Below are 21,371 nucleotides of genomic sequence, written 5' to 3'. Positions count from 1 at the left end.
AAGATACTCCAATGAATATTGTATCAGCATTTTTTAAATTAATCAGGTGGCCGAATCTTTTTTTTATTGCTGCTACACAAGTTCTGTTTAGGTTCTTTGTGTTGAATTTTGTTTACAGGGGCTCAAATAATGCCTACGGGGAAAATATAAAACTTTCATTGCCGCTGTTCTATTGGCTGGTTTTTGCTTCGGTGTGTATTGCAGCAGCGGGGTACGTCATCAATGATTATTTTGATGTAAACATTGATCTTGTAAATAAACCCGGCAAACTTATCGTTGATCGTTATATTAAAAGGCGTTGGACAATTGTATGGCATATCGTTTTATCTTTCATTGGTCTTGGAATAAGTTGCTACGTTGGTTACAAACTTCGTAATTTTTATATACCCCTGTTAAATTTTGCGGCCATAATTGCTCTTTTTTTTTACTCAACTACTTTTAAGAAAAAGCTTCTCATCGGTAATATAATAATTTCGCTGCTTACTGCCTGGGTAATTCTTGTACTTACTTTTTCTGAATATCGTTTCAGGATTGTTTTTCCAGACATTTATTGGAAGCGACTGGTGAAGGTCTCTTTTATTTATGCCGGATTTGCATTTATTATTTCACTTATAAGGGAAGTAATTAAGGATATGGAAGATATGCAGGGCGACGCCAAATATGGCTGCACAACCATGCCTATTGTTTGGGGTTTGCAGGTATCAAAGGTCTTTGCCGCCGTGTGGCTTGTAGTTATAATTGCAGGCGTTGCCTTTGTACAATTCTATGTAATTCAATTGGGCTGGTGGCTATCGGCCATCTACTCTTTGTTAACTATAATTATACCGCTTATATGGGTGTTGCGTAAATTATATACGGCTCAGTCTCCGAAAGATTTTCATCGGTTGAGTAACGCCGTTAAACTCATTATGCTCACAGGTATTCTGTCAATGATTTTCTTTTAAAAAGTATTAAAATGAAGATTCAGAAAATAATTTTAGCGTCACAGTCTCCGAGACGAAGCCAGTTACTTCAGTGGGCAGAAATTCCATTTGACGTAGTTGTCGCAAACACCGATGAAAGCTACCCTGAACATTTGAGGCCCGAAGAAATTGCCACCCACATTGCTTGTAATAAAGCAATAGCTGTAAAAAATGATTTAACCGGTTTAATTACTAACGCAGAAGATTATACGATTCTTGCAGCAGATACAATTGTTGTTTTAAAAAATGTGGTTATTGGCAAACCTTACGACCGCGAACATGCCATCCAAATTCTTTCTCAATTGTCGGGAAATACCCATTCTGTTATTACGGGGGTTTGTATTTTGAAACGAGGCGAAAAAATAATTTTTGCAGATGAAACAAAAGTGGAATTTTATGCGCTTTCCCGTGAGCAGATTGAATATTACGTTGATAATTATAAACCGTATGATAAAGCCGGGGCTTATGCCATTCAGGAATGGATCGGTGTTACCGGCATTCGTTCTATTGCCGGTGATTTTTATAATGTAATGGGATTGCCTGTTAGCAGGGTGGTGAAGGAATTAGCAAACCTTGCAGCTTCTGAAAACCTAACAAGTTTCCAAAATCCGTGAGATTCATAAACTGGCTGTTAGGACAATCAGGATATTTTCTTTATTTTTTCTTTCAATAATCTTTTTCGCATGAAGGAAGACCTTTTGCAATACATTTGGCAGTTTCAATATTTTAATAACTCAGAACTGCTTACCTCTTCAGGTGAAGCGATTCGAATAATTAGTACAGGCACCCACAATACCAACCAGGGGACTGACTTCATTAATGCAAAAATAAAAATTGGCAAAACAATATGGGCCGGCAATGTAGAACTGCATATTAATTCATCTGATTGGGATATGCATCATCATTCAGGTGATCCAAATTATAACAACGTTATTCTCCATGTTGTATGGAACGACAATGCCATTGTAAACGATAGGGCTGGTAATAGTTTGCATACGCTCGAGCTAAAAAGCCGCATTCCAAAATTGTTGCTTGAACGTTATAAGATGCTTATGGAGTCTTCTAGATTCATTCCATGCGAAAGCCAGTTGCAACAAGTAAACGAGCTAACCATGGCCAACTGGAAACAAAGACTGGTTGCCGAAAGGTTAATTAAAAAATCAGCCAATATTCTGGCTATTCTAAAAGAAACTAATTCGCATTGGGAGGAAACTTTTTGGTGGCTTGTGGCTGCCAACTTTGGGTTAAAAGTTAATAACGATTTATTTCAGCAAGTCGCAAAAATATTACCGGTATCAATTTTGGCAAAGCATAAAAACAGGATACAACAGGTTGAATCTTTATTATTCGGTACAGCCGGATTACTCGAAAAAGAATTCCAGGAAAAATATCCGCAGATGCTTCAAAAAGAATTCTTGTTTTATCAAAGAAAATACAAGTTGAAAATTATTGATGGCGAACTATCTTTTTTAAGAATGCGCCCCGCAAATTTTCCTTCAATAAGGCTTGCGCAATTAGCTATGCTCATTCACGAAAGCGAGCATTTGTTTTCTAAAATAAAAAGTTCGTCGTCTCTAAAGGATGTGAAAAAAATGTTTCAAGTGAGCGCAAACGATTACTGGCATTATCATTATATTTTTGATGAAATTTCAGATTATAAAGTAAAGACATTAGGAAATCAGATGATTGATAACATTATTATCAACACCGTTATACCTGTTTTGTTTGCCTATGGTTTGCATCATAATGAAACGGTGTATAAGGACAGGGCAATAAAATGGCTCGATGAGATTTCTCCTGAAAAAAATAGCATTACATCAGGATTTGAAAAGCTAAATTTTACAAATAAAACCGCATTTGATTCGCAATCCTTTATTCAGCTTAAAAATGAATACTGCAATAAAAAACTTTGCCTGCACTGCGCCGTCGGCAATACATTGCTAAAAAGAGGTTTCAATGCAAACCAGTAGACTACGAAAGTGATAAAGTTTCCTTAAATCTGTGACATTTTAATCGTTAAAGTCACTGTACTACTAACCCCATTTGTAATTTATGATCACCTCAATTTCCGGAGAAATACTTTTCATGACCGGGCAATTGTTACCTGCAGCCTGCAGGATTTTTTGATCATTTTCGCTTCCATTATTGGGTAGCTGTACGGCAACTTCGATCTTGCCAACGCGGCGCGGATTGCTGAGCATGTGCTTGGTCACTGCTGCTTTTGAATTAGTAATGTCTACGTCTAATTCATTCGCCTTAATACCCATTGTCGTAAGCATGCAAGTGGCTAGTGAAACACACAGAAGATCGGTTGGAGAAAATTTTTCACCTTTGCCGCGATTGTCTGTGGGTGCATCAGTTTCTATCGTTGTTTTACTTTGAATGTGTTCAGCCTCGCATCGCAGGTTTTCCTTATATACTATTGAAGCAGTCATTATGTATTTTTGTATAAATTTACATCCGTAACCATCAATTAATTACATGCGCAAAATTATTTTCCTGATTTTTATAATTTCTATTTCTTTTGGAGCTTCAGCACAGAAATCAAAAAAGCAACGCCAGGCAGAAAAAAAAGCAAGAATTAATAATATGGTTAAGGAAGAAGAAGAAGGTGTAATTGCATATAAGAAGAGTTTTTTGTTCGGCGCCAAACTTATAAGCGATGGCTACGGCGCATTTTTTGAACTTGGGAGAGCGAGTTCTGTAAAAAAGGCAACATTATTCCAACTTGAACTCAGCGAGCGAAAGGCAATTAAGGAAGATAAACAAAGCAATCAGTACATAAATTCGATTCCTTATGTATTCGGTAAGCAAAATTTCGTTTACCCGGTTAAACTCGGTGTTCAACGTCAAGTGCTTCTTGGAAATAAATCAAATAAAAATGGTGTGAGTGTTACAGGGAATTATGGCGGTGGATTGTCGCTTTCGTTTCTGCGGCCGTACTATGTACAGGTACAAAAGGGTAACGACTACGTTTATGTAAAATATGATTCAGAAGATAGTGCCCTGTTTTTAAACCAACCAGGTATTTTTGCGGGCCCGACATTTAGTAAAGGTTGGAGCGATATGACGGTAACGCCCGGTTTGTATGCTAAGGCTGCTGTACGTTTCGACTATGGAAGTTATAATGAAGTGATATCGGCAATTGAGGTAGGTATATCCGGGGAGTATTATTCAAAAAAAATTCCAATTCTCGTTTTAACTCCCAACAAATCATTTTTCTTTAGTGGCTACGTTTCCATTTTGTTTGGAAAAAGAAGATAAAGGCAGTTGAATTTAATTTTAATCATTTTAATTAAGGCGATAAAATAGTGATAAACGAAGAAATTATTACAGGGCCTGTTTCACAACCTAAGAAGCCTTCTTGGCTTAGGGTAAGGTTGCCGATAGGTGAAGAATATAAACACGTTAGAGGTCTCGTAGACCAGCATAAATTACATACAATTTGTGAAAGCGGTAATTGCCCAAATATGGGTGAATGCTGGGGCGAAGGCACTGCAACATTTATGATATTAGGAAACATCTGTACAAGGAGTTGTGGCTTTTGTGCAGTGGCAACCGGCCGGCCGCTTGCGATTGATTGGGATGAACCTCAACGCGTGGCGGAAGCAATTCATTTGATGAAAGTAAAGCATGCGGTTATTACATCAGTTGACAGAGATGAAATTGAAGATGGCGGTTCTATCATCTGGTACAATACCATAAAAGCTGTTTATGCTTTAAATCCGGCCACTACTTTAGAAACACTCATTCCCGATTTTAAAGCGGAAAAAGAAAACATCCAACGAATTATAGATGCGGCGCCAAATGTAGTTAGTCATAATATCGAGACGGTTGAGCGTTTAACCCGATCCGTTAGGATACAGGCAAAATACTGGCGCAGCATGGAAACCCTGAGAATATTAAAACGGGGAGGGATGCGTACTAAAAGCGGTATTATGCTTGGTCTTGGGGAAGCGAAAGAAGAAGTAATACAAACCATGCATGATCTTAGGGAGAATGATGTTGACGTAATTACGATCGGGCAATACCTTCAACCATCAAAAAAACATTTGCCGGTGCATCGCTTCGTGCAGCCTGATGAATTTGCAGAGTTCAGGCAAATTGGTTATAAGCTTGGGTTTGATTATGTTGAAAGCGGACCGTTAGTTCGTTCGTCTTACCATTCGGACAAACATGTTATTGCAGGATGGGGAAGAAAGAATTGGGAATTGAATGGCTAAACGTTTGAAGTGTGCCTCTGAAAATTTAATAAATGAAATTTTTTGCAATCGTCGTCTTATTAATTACAACCTCATATTCTTCAATAGCACAAGCGCACTGGAAAAACCTGGACTCAATTTATCAGCCGCTTCCCTCGTCCGTGCATATTTATAAATCTGCTGATTCAATTGACGGAAAGCCTGATGTAGTCTATTATGTAATAGCAGACCTGAGAGACAAGCACCTGAATTTCACAACGGACACAACTTATAAGAGAAGACTAACTCCCTCACAATTTTTTGAAAAAGATAACCACCCGCTCGTGGTGGTTAATTCCTGTTTCTTTTCTTTTGCCACCAATCAAAATTTAAATATTGTAGAGAAGAATGGAAAGCTTATTGGGTACAATGTCCATACAATTGCCGGAAAAAAGAAAGATACTTTGACTTATTATCATTCCTTTGATGGGGCTTTTGGCATTGCAAAAAATCGTACTGCAGATGTTGCCTGGATATATACGGATTCATCAAAAAAATATCCTTACGCGAGTGAACTTGCTATTGAATACATTCACGATTCTGTTGCACATCCATCTTTTAATTATATAGATAGAAATACGTCTCTTGTTTCAGGAACTTACGATGGGAAGAAAGGACATGCATCGCCTCTATTTAAAAAATGGAACATGGAAACTGCCATTGGGGGCGGTCCTGTGTTAGTACAAAACAATAAAGTACAAATCTCCAATAATGAAGAGAGAAAATTTGCGGGTAAAGCTATTAACGACAGGCATCCGAGAACAGCAATTGGATATACTACCGATAATAAAATAATTATCTTGGTTGCCGAAGGACGAAGTGAAACTGCGTCAGGGCTTACCTTAACGCAGGAGGCTCAAATTCTTGTAGACCTTGGCTGTGAAGAAGCATTAAACCTCGATGGGGGAGGAAGCAGTTGTATGTTGGTTAACGGTAAACAAACTAACTCACCTTCCGATAAAGAAGGGGAGAGGTCTGTGCCTTCTGTTTTTTTAATTGAGAAAAAATGACCAGGCAACGGCAATAAAAATCGAACACTATTAAATTGATACAATTTAAAATCGAACTGAAATACTTTACCAATATTTTCAGCAGACTATGCATTGGCATTACTTCCGTTTGCGAAAAGCCTTTCGTTATTCAGCAATAACATTTCATCAGCATAATTTCAATGCAAAATTAAAATCGCGTAATACGGCAAAATTAAAGACGACCAGTAAAGATGAAATAGGTTTTATTGAATGCTAAACAGCGATGGCCCGGTGCTTATTTTTATTTTGTTGCTTCCGGCTTAATTTCCCAAACCAATGCGCTGGCTCCTAATATGGCCGCGTCGGATTCTTTTAATTCACTAAATAACAATTTCACTTTATTCTGAAAAATTGGAAGTAAATTTTTTTCCATACTTTTTTTGACAGGATCCATTAATAATTTTCCGGCTTTGCATACGCCACCAAATAATATAATTGCTTCGGGAGATGAAAACATCACAAAATTAGCCAGGGCTTCACCTAGTATCTGGCCTGTATATTTAAAAACATCCTTTGCAATTTTATCACCTTTTACTGCAGCCTCAAATACGGCTTTTGAGTCAAGCTTTTTTTCCGATAGTTTTCTTAAAATGCTTTTTTCTTTTGGCTTCTCTTTCAGCATTTCTCTTGCAGTAAGCGAAATACCTGTTGCGGAGGCATACGTTTCTAAAGAGCCACGCATTCCCGTGCCCGGATGTAAGCGACCCTTTGGTCGTATGATCGTGTGTCCCAATTCGCCGGCAAATCCATCATGGCCTAAGATTAATTGACCGTTAGCTATAATACCACTGCCTACACCAGTACCCAATGTTATCATTATGAAGTCGTGCATTCCCCTCGCAGCGCCATACATCATCTCACCAACTGCTGCAGCATTGGCATCGTTAGTTAAAGTACACGGTTTATTGAATTTATCCGATATAAGTTTTGCCAGAGGAATAATACCGCGCCATAATAAATTTGGCGCATACTCAATAGTCCCATTGTAATAATTTCCATTGGGTGCACCAACACCAATGCCCTTGATTAATTCCTCGCCGCCAATTTCTTTTATTGCCGGTTGCATTTCATCATACAATTCGTCAATAAATTTATTTACATCAATATGTTTATTAGTCGGTAAATTTCCCCGGTTAGAAATTTCACCCCGATGGTTTACAATTCCAAATTTTGCGGTCGTTCCGCCAACGTCAATTCCAATAGCATACTCCAATGGTGATTCCATATTTAAATTATTCTTGTTTATTATAAAATTATGCTGTTGCTCCTTCAAATGCGCCTTCGGGTGTGCTTGCTTCGGCACTTTCGTCAATTGCTGTGTCGTAATCAATGCCTTGTCTTTTCAAAATTCCTTTTACGATAAACGCAAATAATGCGATGTAAGCAAAACAAACAACGGGTACCCAATAGGAGTAATGTATGCCATAGCCTACGATGCCATCGCTCTTGGATTGAAGGTAATCTGCCAGTTTACCCTGAATTGGAGGAATAATGCCACCTCCTAAAATCATCATAATTAAGAATGCAGCTCCCTGGGTTGTATATTTTCCGAGGCCGGCTATTGAAAGAGCAAAAATGCATGGCCACATAATTGAGCAAAATAACCCACCACTTAAAAATGCATAAATAGCCAGAGTGCCGGTGGAAAATAATCCTATAAGCATCGAAATCATTCCTAATAACCCAAAAATTAAGAGTGTACGAGCGGGCTTATTATTACTCGCGTAAAAAGCGCCTATTTGAACAATTACGCATATGATATAATAATACAATATTGAGATATTATATTTTGAAATTGCATTAACAGCTAATACAATAGCAAACGCAACTAACGGGACAATAAAAGTAAGTAACTGTTTCGTGGCAGGCTTTAGGTCAAATGCCGGGATCGCTCCGACCCACCTCCCAATCATTAAGCTTCCCCAATACATTGACACAAACATGGCGGCTTGTGAAGACTGAAAGCCACCAAAATCAGGCTGTTTTAATAATTCACTCAGGTTGCTTACGATAGTTACTTCAGTCCCCACATAAACGAAAAGTGCAAGCATACCTAAAACAAGTTGCGGATATTTCATAGCTCCCCATCCATCAGGATTTTTTCTTGCGCTCATGTTTGAAATTAATAAGCTCAATACAACAACAGCAAGCGCACCAAATAACCATTTCATGCGATAAGTTTCCAAATCATGTTTTTCAATATCCGTTAGTAGGGAAGGATCAGTTTTATAACTATTAAATACAGGGACAAACATTATTATAAGAAGTCCGGTCATAATTAATAAGGAATACAAAACTTTATTTGCCTTTTCAGTTTTTTCAATTGAAATTCCCGCCGGTACCTTTTTTGAAAAATAAAATAAAGCTGCTGCTCCTATAAAAAGAATTCCAACGAAAGTGTACAAAACAATCACTTTACTTAAACCCAAAGCTGCAATCTTCTCATCAGGCACAAAGGCTGTTGTACCGAATAATGCAAACGCAACAATTAACGGCCCAATCATGGTGCCGAAAGAATTAATGCCTCCGCCAAGATTAACCCTGCTGGTTCCTGTTGACGGGTCGCCCAATGAAATAGCAAAAGGCTGCGCTGCTGTTTGCTGCAAGGAAAATCCTAATGCAACAATAAAAAGGCCAACCAGCATACCTGTAAATGTATTCGCATTAACTGCAATAATCATAGCAACCGCTCCCAGAGCTGAAAAGAGTAAGCCATAGACAATACTTTTTTTATAACCCCATTTAGCAACAAGGTCTTTACCACCAAATGCTCCATAGGCAAATAACGCAAGGGCGCCTAAATAATATGCGAGGTAAAAAGCAAAGTCTACTAATTGGCTTTGAAACTGATCAAGCTGAAAGTAATGTTTGCAAAAAGGAATAAATACACTATTGCCTGCAGCAATAAAACCCCAAAAGAAAAATACAACAATAAGCGTACTTAAGGCACCGTAGTTAGTTGGTACAAATTTTCCGCTTGTATTTTTTGGAGCAGAGGAAATATTCATCGTTGGTGTGGCCATCGTAATAAGAATTTAAAAATGAAAGTAGGGGAATTTTTTCAAGGTATGAATTTTCATTAATAATTTTTTAATAAGAAAATCATTGTTACTTTGAAGAATATATTTTTTTACGATATGGAAATTATTCATATAAGTGCGGAATGTTATCCTGTTGCTAAAGCCGGTGGTCTCGGTGATGTTGTTGGCGCATTGCCAAAATATCAAAATAGTCTTGGTCACATCGCAAAGGTAGTAATGCCAATGTACCGGACAAGATTCCTGTATGAAAATAGTTTCGAAGTAGTGCACAAAGGCGCCTTCGGCCTTGCCAATTATTGGTTTGATTATACAATAATTAAAGAAGTTAATAATGTTACCGGGTTCGATCTTTACCTTGTTGATATTTATGGAATACTCGATCGTGAAAAAATTTATGGGTACGATGATGATTCACTTCGCTTTACCGCTTTCCAGGTTGCGGTGGTAGATTGGATGAGTAAATGGAAACATCATCCTGACATTGTACACGTACACGACCACCAGGCGGCGTTGATCCCATTTATGATGCAGCATTGTTATGCATACAGGCATCTGTCTTATATCAAAACAATACTTACCATTCATAATGCCCAGTACCAGGGCTGGATGGGATGGGACAAATCAAATTACATTCCCCACTGGGATCCCTGGAAAAGAGGCTTACTGGAATGGGGAGACGCAATTAATCCGCTCGCCAGCGGAATAAAATGCGCGGCAAAAGTCTCAACCGTTAGTCCCGGTTACCTGCAGGAATTGAGGTACGAAGCCAATGGCCTCGAAAAATTATTTGAATACGAAAAAGGGAAATGTTTTGGAATCTTAAACGGCATTGATAACGACGTATGGAATCCTGAAAATGATGTTTACATCGAGGAAAACTTTGGAGTGGAAGATTTCGAAAATAAAAAGGCCGCCAATAAAAAAGTATTGTGCGACCAGTTTAACCTTGACGAAAATAAACCACTCATTGTTTTTATTGGAAGATTGGTTGGAGAGAAAGCGGCCGATCTGTTGCCATCCGCAATAAGCGATTGCATTTACCACATGGAAGGAAGAATGAATTTTTTGATTTTAGGAAGCGGCGAACATTGGGTTGAACAACAACTGCAAAATTTAAGAAGTCATTTCTTCGGTTATTATAATTCACAAATTGGTTATAACGAAAAGTTAAGCCACCAGATGTACGCAGGTGCTGATTTTCTATTAATGCCCAGCAGGGTAGAGCCATGCGGGCTTAACCAGATGTATGCAATGCGATATGGAACGATTCCCATTGTGAGGAACACCGGGGGATTAAAAGATACGGTAAAAGATTTTGGTGATAAAGGTGGATATGGAATTTGTTTTGATAATGCTACAGTTTGGGATATCAGTTATTCAGTTCACCGTGCTATACAATTGTACGACCAACAGGAACGGGTAAACGAAATTAGAAAGCAAATAATGGAGATTGATAATAGCTGGGAAAAGAGCGCCCGGATTTATATCAATCTTTACAATTCGTAGCGAACACAGATTGCTTTGAATTAACTTGATAGAACCTGATGAGAAATTACGGTTGCAACCTTCGCCGGTTATTTTTGAAATAATTATAATACATTTAATAAATCAATTAAAATAACTTTTAACTTCTAAATTTTATACTATGTGGATCAGTAAATCATTAGTTGCAGTAATACTTGGTGGCGGTGCAGGTACAAGGCTTTACCCTTTAACAGCCAGCAGGAGCAAGCCCGCGGTGCCCATTGCAGGAAAATACAGGTTGGTGGATATTCCCATTTCCAACTGCATCAATTCCAACATCAACCGGATGTTTGTGCTTACGCAGTACAACTCTGCCTCGCTGAATAAGCATATAAAAAACACCTACCAGTTTAGTGCTTTCAGTACTGGTTTTGTAGATATTATGGCGGCGGAACAAACCCCGGACAATCCTAAATGGTTCCAGGGCACAGCAGATGCCGTGAGACAATCTTTGCGTCACATTCAAAATAATGAATTTGATCATGTTCTGATTCTCTCCGGCGATCAATTATATCAAATGGACTTTGGAAATATGTTTCGCACACACGAAAAAAATGGTGCAGACATTACCATAGCTACTATTCCGGTTACCGAAAAAGAAGCAACTGAATTCGGTATCTTAAAATCTGACGAAGACCACAAGATCACTTCATTTATAGAAAAGCCCGGATATGATAAACTTCCCGAATGGCTAAGCGATACCGGGGCAACCATGCAAGGACTTGGCAGAAATTACCTAGCCTCCATGGGTATTTATCTTTTTAAACGCGAAGTGCTTTTTGCATTACTAAACGACCAGGTAAAAGAAGCCACCGATTTTGGCAAGGAAATTATACCCCACAGTATAAAAGGTCATAAAGTTTACAGTTACCAGTATGATGGCTACTGGACAGATATTGGAAATATCTCTTCATTCTTCGAAGCCAACCTGGCACTAACCCAGGACATTCCACCATTTAATTTTTTCGACAATGAAAAGAAAGTGTACAGCCGTGCAAGAATGCTTCCTCCCGCAAAAATCAGTGGTTCTACATTAAAAAATACATTGGCTGCTGATGGCTGTATCATTTTTGCTGAGAGAATTGAAAACTGTATTATCGGTATAAGAATGAGGATCGGCTTTGGTACGGTAATCGAAGATTGCTATTTAATGGGAAGTGACTATTACGAAACATTGGAGGAAATGGCTTTTGAGGCTGAAAAAGGAATACCTAAAATAGGCATAGGCGATAACTGTTTTATTAAAAATGCCATTGTTGATAAAAATTGTCGTATAGGCAATAACGTTAGGATCAACGGAGGGGCGCATTTGCCTAACAGCGACCATGATTTATATGTTGTGAAAGATGGTATAGTTGTGGTGAAAAAGAGTGCAATAGTACCAGATGGCTTCACACTTGGATAAATAAATTTTGCTGCTTCTTTAATTGTCGTATTTTTATGAATGTGTAATTATTACACATTCTATTTACTAAACGATTGCTATGGCCTTAACTACAACCGTCAAAAAACCCCTGCTTAGTCTGCCACAGATCATCAACATGAGTGTCGGTTTTTTAGGTATTCAATTTGGTTTTGGATTACAAAATGCCAATGTCAGTCGCATATTTCAGTCGTTGGGGGCCAAAATTGATGATATACCCATTCTATGGATCGCGGCTCCATTAACCGGTCTTATTATGCAACCCGTTATCGGCCATCTAAGCGATAAAACCTGGCATCCGCGGTGGGGAAGGAGAAGGCCATTCTTTCTAATTGGCTCGGTGCTCGCGTCATTGGCCTTGATTGTTTTTCCGAATGTTTGGGCGTTGTGGATGGCAGCTATCATGTTATGGCTCTTAGATGCGTCCATCAATATTTCGATGGAACCATTTAGGGCATTTGTAGGTGACATGCTTCACGATGACCAACGAACTGCCGGCTTTGCTATGCAAAGTTTTTTTATAGGCATTGGCGCCGTTGTCTCTTCAATATTACCCTATTTATTAACGCAGGCTGGCGTTTCCAACGAAGCTGTGGCCGGTGCCATACCAGATTCTGTCAGGTATTCTTTCTATGTAGGCGCTGCCGTATTTTTTCTCACCGTAGCGTATACCGTCTTTACTACCAAAGAATATTCACCAGGGGAATTGAAAAGTTTTGAGACAGCCGAACAGCAGCAGGTAGATCATTCCATTATTACTACCTCGGTTAAAACGTTTTACAGCAAAGGCCTTGTTTGGTTATTTTCAGGATTAATATTAAGCCTTTTAATTTATTACTACAATTCAACTCATATTCAAACTCCGCTCGAAAAAGAACTGTATGTCTTAACATTGTCCATTGCTACTTTTGGCTTGATACAACTATTGGCAGGTTTATTTTGGTCGGGTAAAAATAAAAACGGTCTCGTTGAAGTAGTTAATGATTTATATAAAATGCCCGTAACCATGAAGCAATTAGCAGTTGTGCAGTTCTTCACATGGTTTGCCTTATTTTCGATGTGGATATACGCAACACCAGGATTGGCTCAAAACCTGGCCAATACGACTGATACATCTTCAAAGGCTTATAATGAAGTAGGTAATTGGGTGGGGGTGTTATTTGGATTTTACAATGGATTCTCCGCATTCTTCGCTTTTCTATTACCGGTTCTTGCCAAAAAAACAGGAAGGCCGATGACGCATCTTATTTGTCTTGTTGCCGGTGGACTCGGATTAATATCTTTCTTTTTGTTTAAAGACAAATATTTATTGATCATAAGTATGGCCGGTGTTGGATTGGCCTGGTCTAGTATTTTATCAATGCCATATTCTATGCTTACGGCTGCATTACCTTCCAATAAAATGGGTATTTACATGGGTATCTTTAATTTTTTTATTGTGATCCCACAAATACTGGCCGCGACATTGTTGGGGTTTTTTACGAAACATATATTTAACGGTAATGCTATTTACACAATCGTATTAGGCGGTTGCCTGATGATTGTTGCGGCTCTTTTTACGCTTAGGATTAAGGTAAAATAATTTCATATGAAAAAAGCTGTTTTCCTTTTTATTTGTATTAGCTTTCTTCTTGACTCATTCGCTCAGCAAACACAATACAAATGCTACCCAACCAACTGGTGGGTTGGAATGAAATGGAATAAGATTCAAATCATGGTGCACGGTGACAAAGTTGCCGACCATTTCCCGATGATAAAGATGGGCCCCTCGGGAGTTAAACTGGCAACAGGTGTATATCTGACCAAAATTAATCGCGTTGAAAATCGCAATTATGTTTTTCTTGATCTTACAATAAATGCAGACGCAAAGCCTGGAACATTTTCATTTCCTTTTTTAAAGGATATTAACCTGCAATATGAATTAAAGGTACGCAGGCAAGGTAACGGTATAGCGTATGCGCAAGGTGTTACTTCTAAAGATTTTATTTACCTGATAATGCCTGATCGCTTTAGTGATGGCGATTCAACTAACGATAGGGTTGCGGGAATGAGAGACCAAAGCCTTGGCAGGGATTCCGTTTATTACAGGCACGGGGGCGACCTAAAAGGAATTGAAAATCACCTTGATTACCTGCAGACGCTTGGCATAACTACATTATGGCTAACGCCTGTAATAGAAAATGACATGCCCAATCGCACAGAACACGGGTATGCATTTACAGATCATTATACAATTGATCCAAGGCTCGGTGGGGAAAAAAGTTACCATGAACTTATAAAAGCAGTTCATGACAGGAAGATGAAAATTATCCAGGACGCTGTTTATAATCATGTAGGACTATACCATTTTACCGTTCAGGATATGCCGATGAAAGATTGGCTGCATCAATGGCCTTCCTACACCAACACCAATGCTAAAGACCAAACAGTATTTGACCCTTACGCCAGTGCCATTGATAAAAAGATAATGCAGGATGGATGGTTTACCCGCCAGATGCCGGACCTTAACGAAAGCAATCCTTATGTGGCCAACTTTCTAATTCAACATGCATTATGGACAGTTGAAAATTTTGGAGTTGACGGATGGCGTATTGATACCTATCCTTACAACAACCTAACGTTTATGAATAAGTGCAATAAGGCACTTATGGACGAGTATCCCCATATAACCATGTTTGGCGAAACGTGGGTTCATGGTGTTCCTAACCAAAGTTATTTTGCCCAAAACAATTACACTATTCCATTTAAAAGTAACCTGCAGGCAACGTGTGATTTCCAGGCGTTGTGGGGAATTACGGATGCGATGACCAGGGATTTTGGCTGGACGGATGGTGTAAATAATTTATATACTACACTAGCTCAGGACTTTGTTTATAAAGATCCAACCCGTGAGGTAATCTTTTTAGATAACCACGACATGTCGCGGTTCTTTTCGGTAATTGGTGAAGACGTTGTGAAATATAAATCGGCTATAACCTGGCTACTAACGTGCAGGGGTATCCCGGAAATGTATTATGGAGACGAGATTGGCGTAACTGGTGTTACTTCGCCAAACGACGGACACGTACGACTGGATTTTCCAGGTGGATGGCCTTCTGATTCTTTAAATAAATTTTTAGCTGCCGATCGCAATCCCAGGGAAGAAAGTATCTGGAACTTTTATGCAACCCTTGCCAATTTTCGTAAAACATCATCCGCACTAACAACCGGTAAATTGATGCAGTACGTTCCCGAAAATGGCGTGTACGCCTATTTCAGGTATAGTAGCGAACAAACAATAATGATCGTTATGAACACGGCAAAAGAACAGAAAAATATTGTTCCTTCAAATTATTCTGAGAGAACTAACGGTTTCTCAAAAATGAAAAACATTATAACAGGAGAGATTACAGCTTTGAAAAATTTTTCTATTGATGCCAAAGCTAGTGGTGTCTGGGAGTTGTTGAAATGATGTAAGTTGTTACAACATAAACCCCCAGAGATATCTGGCTTTTTGTTGCCTTTCTTCGTCGTCATCGGGGATCCAATCTTTGAAGCGGTCTTCCAGCGTCGTTTGAAGAAATTTCATATCGTAATTTTTTTTGGCAGTAACCGGCTTAATTAGACTTTCATCAACCCCAGTAACGATAACTTTTGTAGCAATCCATGACGTATACAATCTTGGAATTGTTACTCCCAATATCATTCCGGGTAAACCGTTAATTGAACATGGGCCTCCGGAAATCATAATTTCATCCGTGTAGAAAGCAAATACGTAAACGCTATCAAAAATTACGGCAACTGCTTTTCTGCAGTTAAAGCCGGCAATAACCCGGTTGTCAGCGGTAATTCTCCATCGAAGCTTCGGAATAGTATCTTCAAGATTAATTGAAGTTCCAAAGACAGATTTTTCATTGTCATATTTACCGGTATTGTAATCGTAATACCACACATTATCTTCATCGCCTCTTTTCAGCCAAATCGGTATTTTTTTGGATTCTTCGCTCCAATGATCAAATTTGTAAATGCTTTTGTTATTAGCAAAAGTAAAATTGAAATAGCCCGTCTTAAACTGTGGCAGCTGATCTTTAATCATGTCTTCAAAAGTACCATTGCCCATAGTTTTTTGAATATTCGATTTTACTTCATATTCAATTACTGCTTTACTAATGAATTGTTGGGCATGTACGTTAGCAAAGGAACCTAACAAGGAAAATATAAAATATATTCTGGTTTTCATGACGTGCGTTATTTAAAATTCTATTTTGCTTTTGACGCTTTATTCTTAAAATCCCATTCGAAACCAATCATAAAATATCTTTTTAAACGGTCGTTAGTTACCTGGATGTAAGTGTTGCTGTAAAAACTTCTGTCAATGCCAATATTCTGATTTAAGATATCACGTACTCCTATGTACGCAGTAAATTCATCACTATGAAACGTCCTTTGCAACCTGGCACCCCAAAGGTTTTGGTTAAGATTGGTATTGATTTGAGGCGTTTTCTGCCGTGATAAATACTGAAAATCCGAAATTAAGGACCAAACCTTTTTATAATACACTGTTGCATTTAAAGAGAGTGTATTGGTGTTATAATGAATTTTAGTACTGTTTTGAGATGTCGTGTTTGAATTATAGCTAAATTCATCGCCTATTGAAAAGTCGTATTTCTTTTCTTTAGCCTTGTTTAATTGTCCGTACATGCCAGGTGTTACCGTTTTTGAAAAGCTCTTTTGACTATTGATAATATCGGCGTATTTTGAATAACTCAATCGCGGCCCAAAATAAAATCGTGTATCAATTTTCTTTATTTTAAAATTGAGTCCCCCGTAAAATTGTAAAGAGATATTACCGTTCGTGTTTATGGGCTGTGTAACGGTTTTACCTGAATCAATATTAATCGTTCTTTTATTAGTAATCGAATTGCTCGTTACTGTAACATATAAGCCCTCGTACATGCCGATGTCCTTAAGAAAATTGTAGTTACTATGTGATAAATTAAACTGGTTGGTGAACGATGGTTTTAAATCCGGGTTACCGATGTATTGGTTAAAATAGTCATTGTTGTTTCTTAAAGGTTGTAGTTGATTAATGGTAGGTTGTACCGTTCTTCCGGTATAGTTAAATCTTACGTTGTGGTTGGCTTTGTAAGTATAATTTACATTTGCGGTTGGATAAAAATTTACGTAATTCCTCGTATAATCTTTATTAAATGTGAGGTCCTTTAAATCGAAATTAGTAAAGCCAAACCCCGAGCCGATGTTTATCTTAAGTTTTTTATTAGCAAAGTTTAATCTTGCTGAAGGAATGTTTTGAACAATATTTTGTTTAAACTGGTTGGATAAAGAGTCTACCAATACGTCATACTTGTTTGAAAAAGGAGTATAGCTATACGTAAGCTGGTTATTGGTTCCGTAATTATATGAAAGCTGGTAAGCCAATTCTAATGAATATTCTTTAGATAACGGTTCAGTGTATGCGATTTTTGCAGAAAGGTTAGTCGTGGAAGTGCTATAACTCTTCATCTGGTTCAAATCCTGGCTGCTGGCGGGCGAGCCGTCAAAATATGCCTGGTTAAATGACCTTAAGAAATTGGTTCCTTTATTATTCAAAACATTCCAATCCCCCGAAAAGGTCAACGTTCTCCTGCTTTTATGAAACTTATGCCTGAAAAGAATATTGCCCGATTCAGCGTATTTATCGCTTTTCGTTTGCAAATTACTTTGGCTGGTGTTCTTTAATGTTCCCGTATTTCCGGTAGTTGATGATACGATTGAATCCTTCCTTTCCGTATGATAATAATTATTGTTCGCGGTAATTTTTAATGAATTTGATGTATCAAATTTAATATCGAGGATACCACGTGTTTTGAAATTGTACCGGTCTACAGCGTTTATCTCTGTCGCATCTGAATTTAACACGGAATCACCAAGCTGCGTTTGAGTGAGTGTTTGTTTATGATTCGTGTATTGCTGCCTGTTGAATTTAGGGGAAAAGTTTAAGTTGTATTTATCTTCCCATTTATTACTGTATTGAATGCCTGCATTTGTATTGGTCATGAATCCATTTTGCGGATCAACATAAGCTTCATTGTCATCTACACCTGTCCATTGGAAATTCACATTTCCATCGTCGTCTATATTTGCACTGATATTGTCATTACCCCCATACTTCTGTTCATCCTGCCAGCTAAGGCCATCCTGTCCCGTATTTCCACCTAACAGGAAGCCTGATAATTTTCGTTTGCCCCTAAAAGAACTGAATAATAAATTTCCGTTATACCGGTTTTCATTATTTTGTTGCGTGCCACCTGCAAGGTCTACTTTGCCAAAATATCCATGTTTGGCATTATCTTTTAACCTAAGGTTGATGGTCTTTTGCGTTTTGCCGTCATCTATCCCGGTAAACTCTGCCTGGTCACTTTTTTTATCAAATACCTGCACCTCTTTAACTGCATCCGCTCTTAAGTTTTTTACCGCCATACCCGGGTCGTCGCCAAAAAATTCTTCACCATCAACCAAAACTTTTTCCACCGTCTCACCCATAGCGGTTATTTTGCCATTTTTGTCGACCTGTATACCGGGCAATTTTTTTAATAATTCGCCTACATTAGCATTGGCGCTCACTTTAAAACTATCGGCGGTGTAAACAGTGGTATCTCCTTTAATGCGAAACCCAGACCCTGATTTTACGATTACCTCCTGTAATAATTTAGCCTTTGATAAAAGATTTAATTCAGGAAGCTCAACATCACTTGTTACTTGAACATTATCCAACAAATCCGCAAAATAGGGATGAGTCGTCATTATAATATAGTTGCCATGCTTCACATCGTTAAAGGTAAATTTCCCCGACGCGTCGGTCCTGGTGAATTTATAAAGAATAGAATCCTTTGGCGTAAGTAATGCTACGACAGCGTTGTGCACAGGTTTCTTTTCATCTGCATTAGATACAGAGCCGGTTATTTTTGATGATTGCGCTATTAAACTTAATGTTGCGAAGAACCCTGTAATGAGTAGAATTAGTCTTTTCATAAACGGAAGTTTTTGGGTGGGGCTGCAACTAGAGAAACAAAAATGAATTAATTTATTTGTAATAACTTAAACGCTAATCTTAAATTTACGTTAAACCAAAAATGAGTGTTGATGAGGATTGCATTTAATTTTAAATTATAAATGGCAGAAATAAATTCACAGGCGGAAAAAGTTAATCGAATTAAAATGACAAATCAAAAGAAATACGAAGAAGAATTTTTTGTAGATAGCAGCAAACCTGTATGGAACTATTCTTTTTTTACAAACGAAGATTTGGAAAATTTCAAAAATGGAACACACTATAGTCTGTATAAAAAATTCGGTTCGCACCCGGTAAAAGTTCTGGAAAAGGAGGGATACTATTTTTCTGTTTGGGCACCTAATGCAACTAAGGTAAATGTAATTGGAGATTTTAATAACTGGAATAATGAATCACATCCATTATTTGTGCGATTGGATCGATCGGGTATCTGGGAAGGCTTTATTCCCGGCGTAAATGAATATTCATCTTATAAGTATTATATAGAAGGATTTGAAGGCGCCAAACTGTACAAGGGCGATCCCTATGCAAACTACTGGGAAGTGCGGCCTGGCACAGCTTCCAGAACAGTTAATCTTGCTCATAAATGGAAGGATGACGAATGGATGCAAAAACGAAAGGAGCATAATGATCTTAAGGCTCCGTGGAGTATTTATGAGGTACATCTTGCCAGTTGGATGAGGCCATTTCCTTTCAGCGAAAAATCATTAAACTCCTACAGCGAACAGGCGAAACTGTTAGTACCCTACGTAAAGAAAATGGGGTTTACACATGTTGAGTTAATGCCGGTAATGGAATTTCCTTTCGATGGTAGTTGGGGATACCAGGGAACGGGTTATTTTGCGCCAACCTCACGTTTTGGAATACCCGAAGAATTTATGGAAATGATTGAAGCCTTTCATAAAGAAGATATCGGCGTAATCCTTGATTGGGTTCCTTCTCATTTTCCTTATGATGAATTTGGCCTTTTTATGTTTGATGGTGCACATACGTATGAATATGCCGATATGAGAAAAGGTTTTCACCCTGACTGGAACTCGTACATCTTTAATTATAAAAGAGCAGAGGTAAGGTCATTCCTTATAAGCAGTGCCCGTTTTTGGTTTGATAAATTTCATATTGATGGGATAAGGGTTGATGCAGTAAGTTCTATGCTTAAGTTAAATTATTCTAGAGAAGAAGGGGAGTGGGAACCAAATGAATTTGGCGGTAATGGAAACATTGAGGCGATTGCTTTTATAAAAAATGTAAACGAGATGATATACCGGGATTTCCCGGATGTGCAAACCATTGCTGAAGAATCTACTGACTGGCCGGGAGTTTCAAATCCAACCTTTGCAGATGGCCTTGGTTTTGGCATGAAATGGATGATGGGCTGGATGCACGATACACTGGATTATTTTAAAATGGATCCTTTGTTTCGTAAAGATCACCAGGACAAATTTACTTTCAGCATGATGTATTTTTATGATGAAAATTTCATGCTGCCATTGAGCCACGATGAAGTGGTTCACGGTAAATCTCCCATGATTTATAAAATGCCGGGCGATGAATGGCAAAAATTTGCCAATCTCAGGTTGTTGTATACTTACATGTACACGCATCCGGGAGGTAAATTGCTTTTTATGGGTAATGAATTTGCACAAACCTCCGAATGGAATTACCAGGCAGAGTTGGACTGGCATTTACTCATTCACGAACCACATCAAAAAATGCAGGATTGCGTTGCCGCTCTTAATAGACTTTATACAAGTAATCCTGCTATGTATGAGTGTCAGTTTGATGAAGCAGGTTTTGAATGGATTGATCTCGATCATCGTGATGAATCAGTGATTATATACATGAGGAAGGGGAAGATAAGCGAAGAGAATGTTTTAGTCGTTTTCAATATGACACCGGTAACACGTGAAAATTGGAAAATTAACGTTAGTGGAAAAAAAGAGTGGAATGTAATTTTCAATAGTGATGATAAAAAATATTATGGCGCAGGCCACTACGATGAACAACCAATTGCAACCAAATTGGTGGATAAAAAAAGTAACTTATACGAAATAAACCTTCATCTACCAGCGTTAGCTGCTATAGTACTGCTATGATT

At 38.2% G+C, this 21,371-nt stretch carries 16 protein-coding genes; 11 read left to right on the top strand and 5 right to left on the bottom strand.

Translation table 11 applies throughout. From position 1 onward, the window contains the following. Positions 1–11 precede the first annotated feature (11 nt). The 3 genes from ACO1O5_RS12880 (at position 12) to ACO1O5_RS12870 (ending at position 2,932) form a co-directional block, all read left to right on the top strand. The gene (locus ACO1O5_RS12880; RefSeq protein WP_486270817.1) at positions 12–944 is read left to right on the top strand and encodes a geranylgeranylglycerol-phosphate geranylgeranyltransferase; all 933 of its coding nucleotides are present in this window, start codon (positions 12–14) and stop codon (positions 942–944) included. An 11-nt stretch (positions 945–955) separates the two neighbouring features. Continuing rightward, complete coding sequence (locus tag ACO1O5_RS12875) at positions 956–1,576, top strand: Maf family nucleotide pyrophosphatase (protein ID WP_486270815.1); 621 nt, start codon at positions 956–958, stop codon at positions 1,574–1,576. A 69-nt stretch (positions 1,577–1,645) separates the two neighbouring features. Beyond that, positions 1,646–2,932, top strand: a complete 1,287-nt coding sequence (locus ACO1O5_RS12870; RefSeq protein WP_486270813.1) for a DUF2851 family protein — start codon at positions 1,646–1,648, stop codon at positions 2,930–2,932. A 63-nt stretch (positions 2,933–2,995) separates the two neighbouring features. Here the strand turns inward: ACO1O5_RS12870 and ACO1O5_RS12865 are convergent, their stop codons facing one another. Beyond that, positions 2,996–3,397, bottom strand: a complete 402-nt coding sequence (locus ACO1O5_RS12865) for an OsmC family protein (RefSeq protein ID WP_486270812.1) — start codon at positions 3,395–3,397, stop codon at positions 2,996–2,998. Between the two features lie 46 nt (positions 3,398–3,443). On the opposite strand from ACO1O5_RS12865, the gene ACO1O5_RS12860 reads away from it, so the two are divergent. From ACO1O5_RS12860 to ACO1O5_RS12850, 3 genes are read left to right on the top strand one after another with little or no spacing between them, the layout of a single operon-like run. Beyond that, positions 3,444–4,226, top strand: coding sequence for a hypothetical protein (locus ACO1O5_RS12860; RefSeq protein ID WP_486270810.1), 783 nt, complete (start codon positions 3,444–3,446; stop codon positions 4,224–4,226). A 47-nt stretch (positions 4,227–4,273) separates the two neighbouring features. Then, positions 4,274–5,185 (top strand): lipoyl synthase, encoded by a 912-nt coding sequence (gene lipA, locus ACO1O5_RS12855; RefSeq protein ID WP_486270808.1) that lies wholly within the window; start codon positions 4,274–4,276, stop codon positions 5,183–5,185. A 32-nt stretch (positions 5,186–5,217) separates the two neighbouring features. Then, positions 5,218–6,213, top strand: coding sequence for a phosphodiester glycosidase family protein (locus tag ACO1O5_RS12850; RefSeq protein WP_486270806.1), 996 nt, complete (start codon positions 5,218–5,220; stop codon positions 6,211–6,213). A gap of 262 nt (positions 6,214–6,475) precedes the next feature. On the opposite strand, the gene ACO1O5_RS12845 is transcribed toward ACO1O5_RS12850, so the two are convergent. Continuing rightward, positions 6,476–7,459: an ROK family protein gene (locus tag ACO1O5_RS12845; RefSeq protein WP_486270804.1), complete on the bottom strand. Its 984-nt coding sequence runs from the start codon at positions 7,457–7,459 to the stop codon at positions 6,476–6,478. A gap of 28 nt (positions 7,460–7,487) precedes the next feature. Beyond that, on the bottom strand, positions 7,488–9,257 hold the full coding sequence (locus tag ACO1O5_RS12840) for an MFS transporter (RefSeq protein ID WP_486270803.1): 1,770 nt from the start codon (positions 9,255–9,257) through the stop codon (positions 7,488–7,490). 90 nt (positions 9,258–9,347) lie between these two features. Here ACO1O5_RS12840 and ACO1O5_RS12835 point away from each other — a divergent pair, with 90 nt between their 5' ends. The 4 genes from ACO1O5_RS12835 (at position 9,348) to ACO1O5_RS12820 (ending at position 15,673) form a co-directional block, all read left to right on the top strand. After that, the gene (locus tag ACO1O5_RS12835; protein ID WP_486270800.1) at positions 9,348–10,781 is read left to right on the top strand and encodes a glycogen synthase; all 1,434 of its coding nucleotides are present in this window, start codon (positions 9,348–9,350) and stop codon (positions 10,779–10,781) included. A 139-nt stretch (positions 10,782–10,920) separates the two neighbouring features. Further along, on the top strand, positions 10,921–12,204 hold the full coding sequence (locus ACO1O5_RS12830) for a glucose-1-phosphate adenylyltransferase (protein ID WP_486270798.1): 1,284 nt from the start codon (positions 10,921–10,923) through the stop codon (positions 12,202–12,204). A gap of 79 nt (positions 12,205–12,283) precedes the next feature. Further along, entirely contained in the window at positions 12,284–13,804 is a 1,521-nt protein-coding gene (locus ACO1O5_RS12825; RefSeq protein ID WP_486270796.1) for an MFS transporter, read from the top strand. A 6-nt stretch (positions 13,805–13,810) separates the two neighbouring features. Beyond that, positions 13,811–15,673, top strand: a complete 1,863-nt coding sequence (locus ACO1O5_RS12820) for an alpha-amylase family glycosyl hydrolase (protein ID WP_486270794.1) — start codon at positions 13,811–13,813, stop codon at positions 15,671–15,673. Between the two features lie 9 nt (positions 15,674–15,682). Here ACO1O5_RS12820 and ACO1O5_RS12815 read toward each other — a convergent pair whose 3' ends face one another. Then, on the bottom strand, positions 15,683–16,441 hold the full coding sequence (locus ACO1O5_RS12815) for a GLPGLI family protein (RefSeq protein ID WP_486270792.1): 759 nt from the start codon (positions 16,439–16,441) through the stop codon (positions 15,683–15,685). A 20-nt stretch (positions 16,442–16,461) separates the two neighbouring features. Then, the gene (locus tag ACO1O5_RS12810; RefSeq protein ID WP_486270790.1) at positions 16,462–19,233 is read right to left on the bottom strand and encodes an outer membrane beta-barrel protein; all 2,772 of its coding nucleotides are present in this window, start codon (positions 19,231–19,233) and stop codon (positions 16,462–16,464) included. A 141-nt stretch (positions 19,234–19,374) separates the two neighbouring features. Here ACO1O5_RS12810 and glgB point away from each other — a divergent pair, with 141 nt between their 5' ends. Next, a complete protein-coding gene (gene glgB / locus ACO1O5_RS12805) occupies positions 19,375–21,369 on the top strand; it encodes a 1,4-alpha-glucan branching protein GlgB (protein ID WP_486270788.1) in 1,995 nt (664 codons plus the stop codon). Positions 21,370–21,371 lie beyond the last annotated feature (2 nt).

Source organism: Ginsengibacter sp. (genome assembly GCF_057362405.1).
The sequence above is the reverse complement of the archived record's forward strand: the minus strand, read 5'-3'. Positions and strand labels throughout refer to the sequence as shown.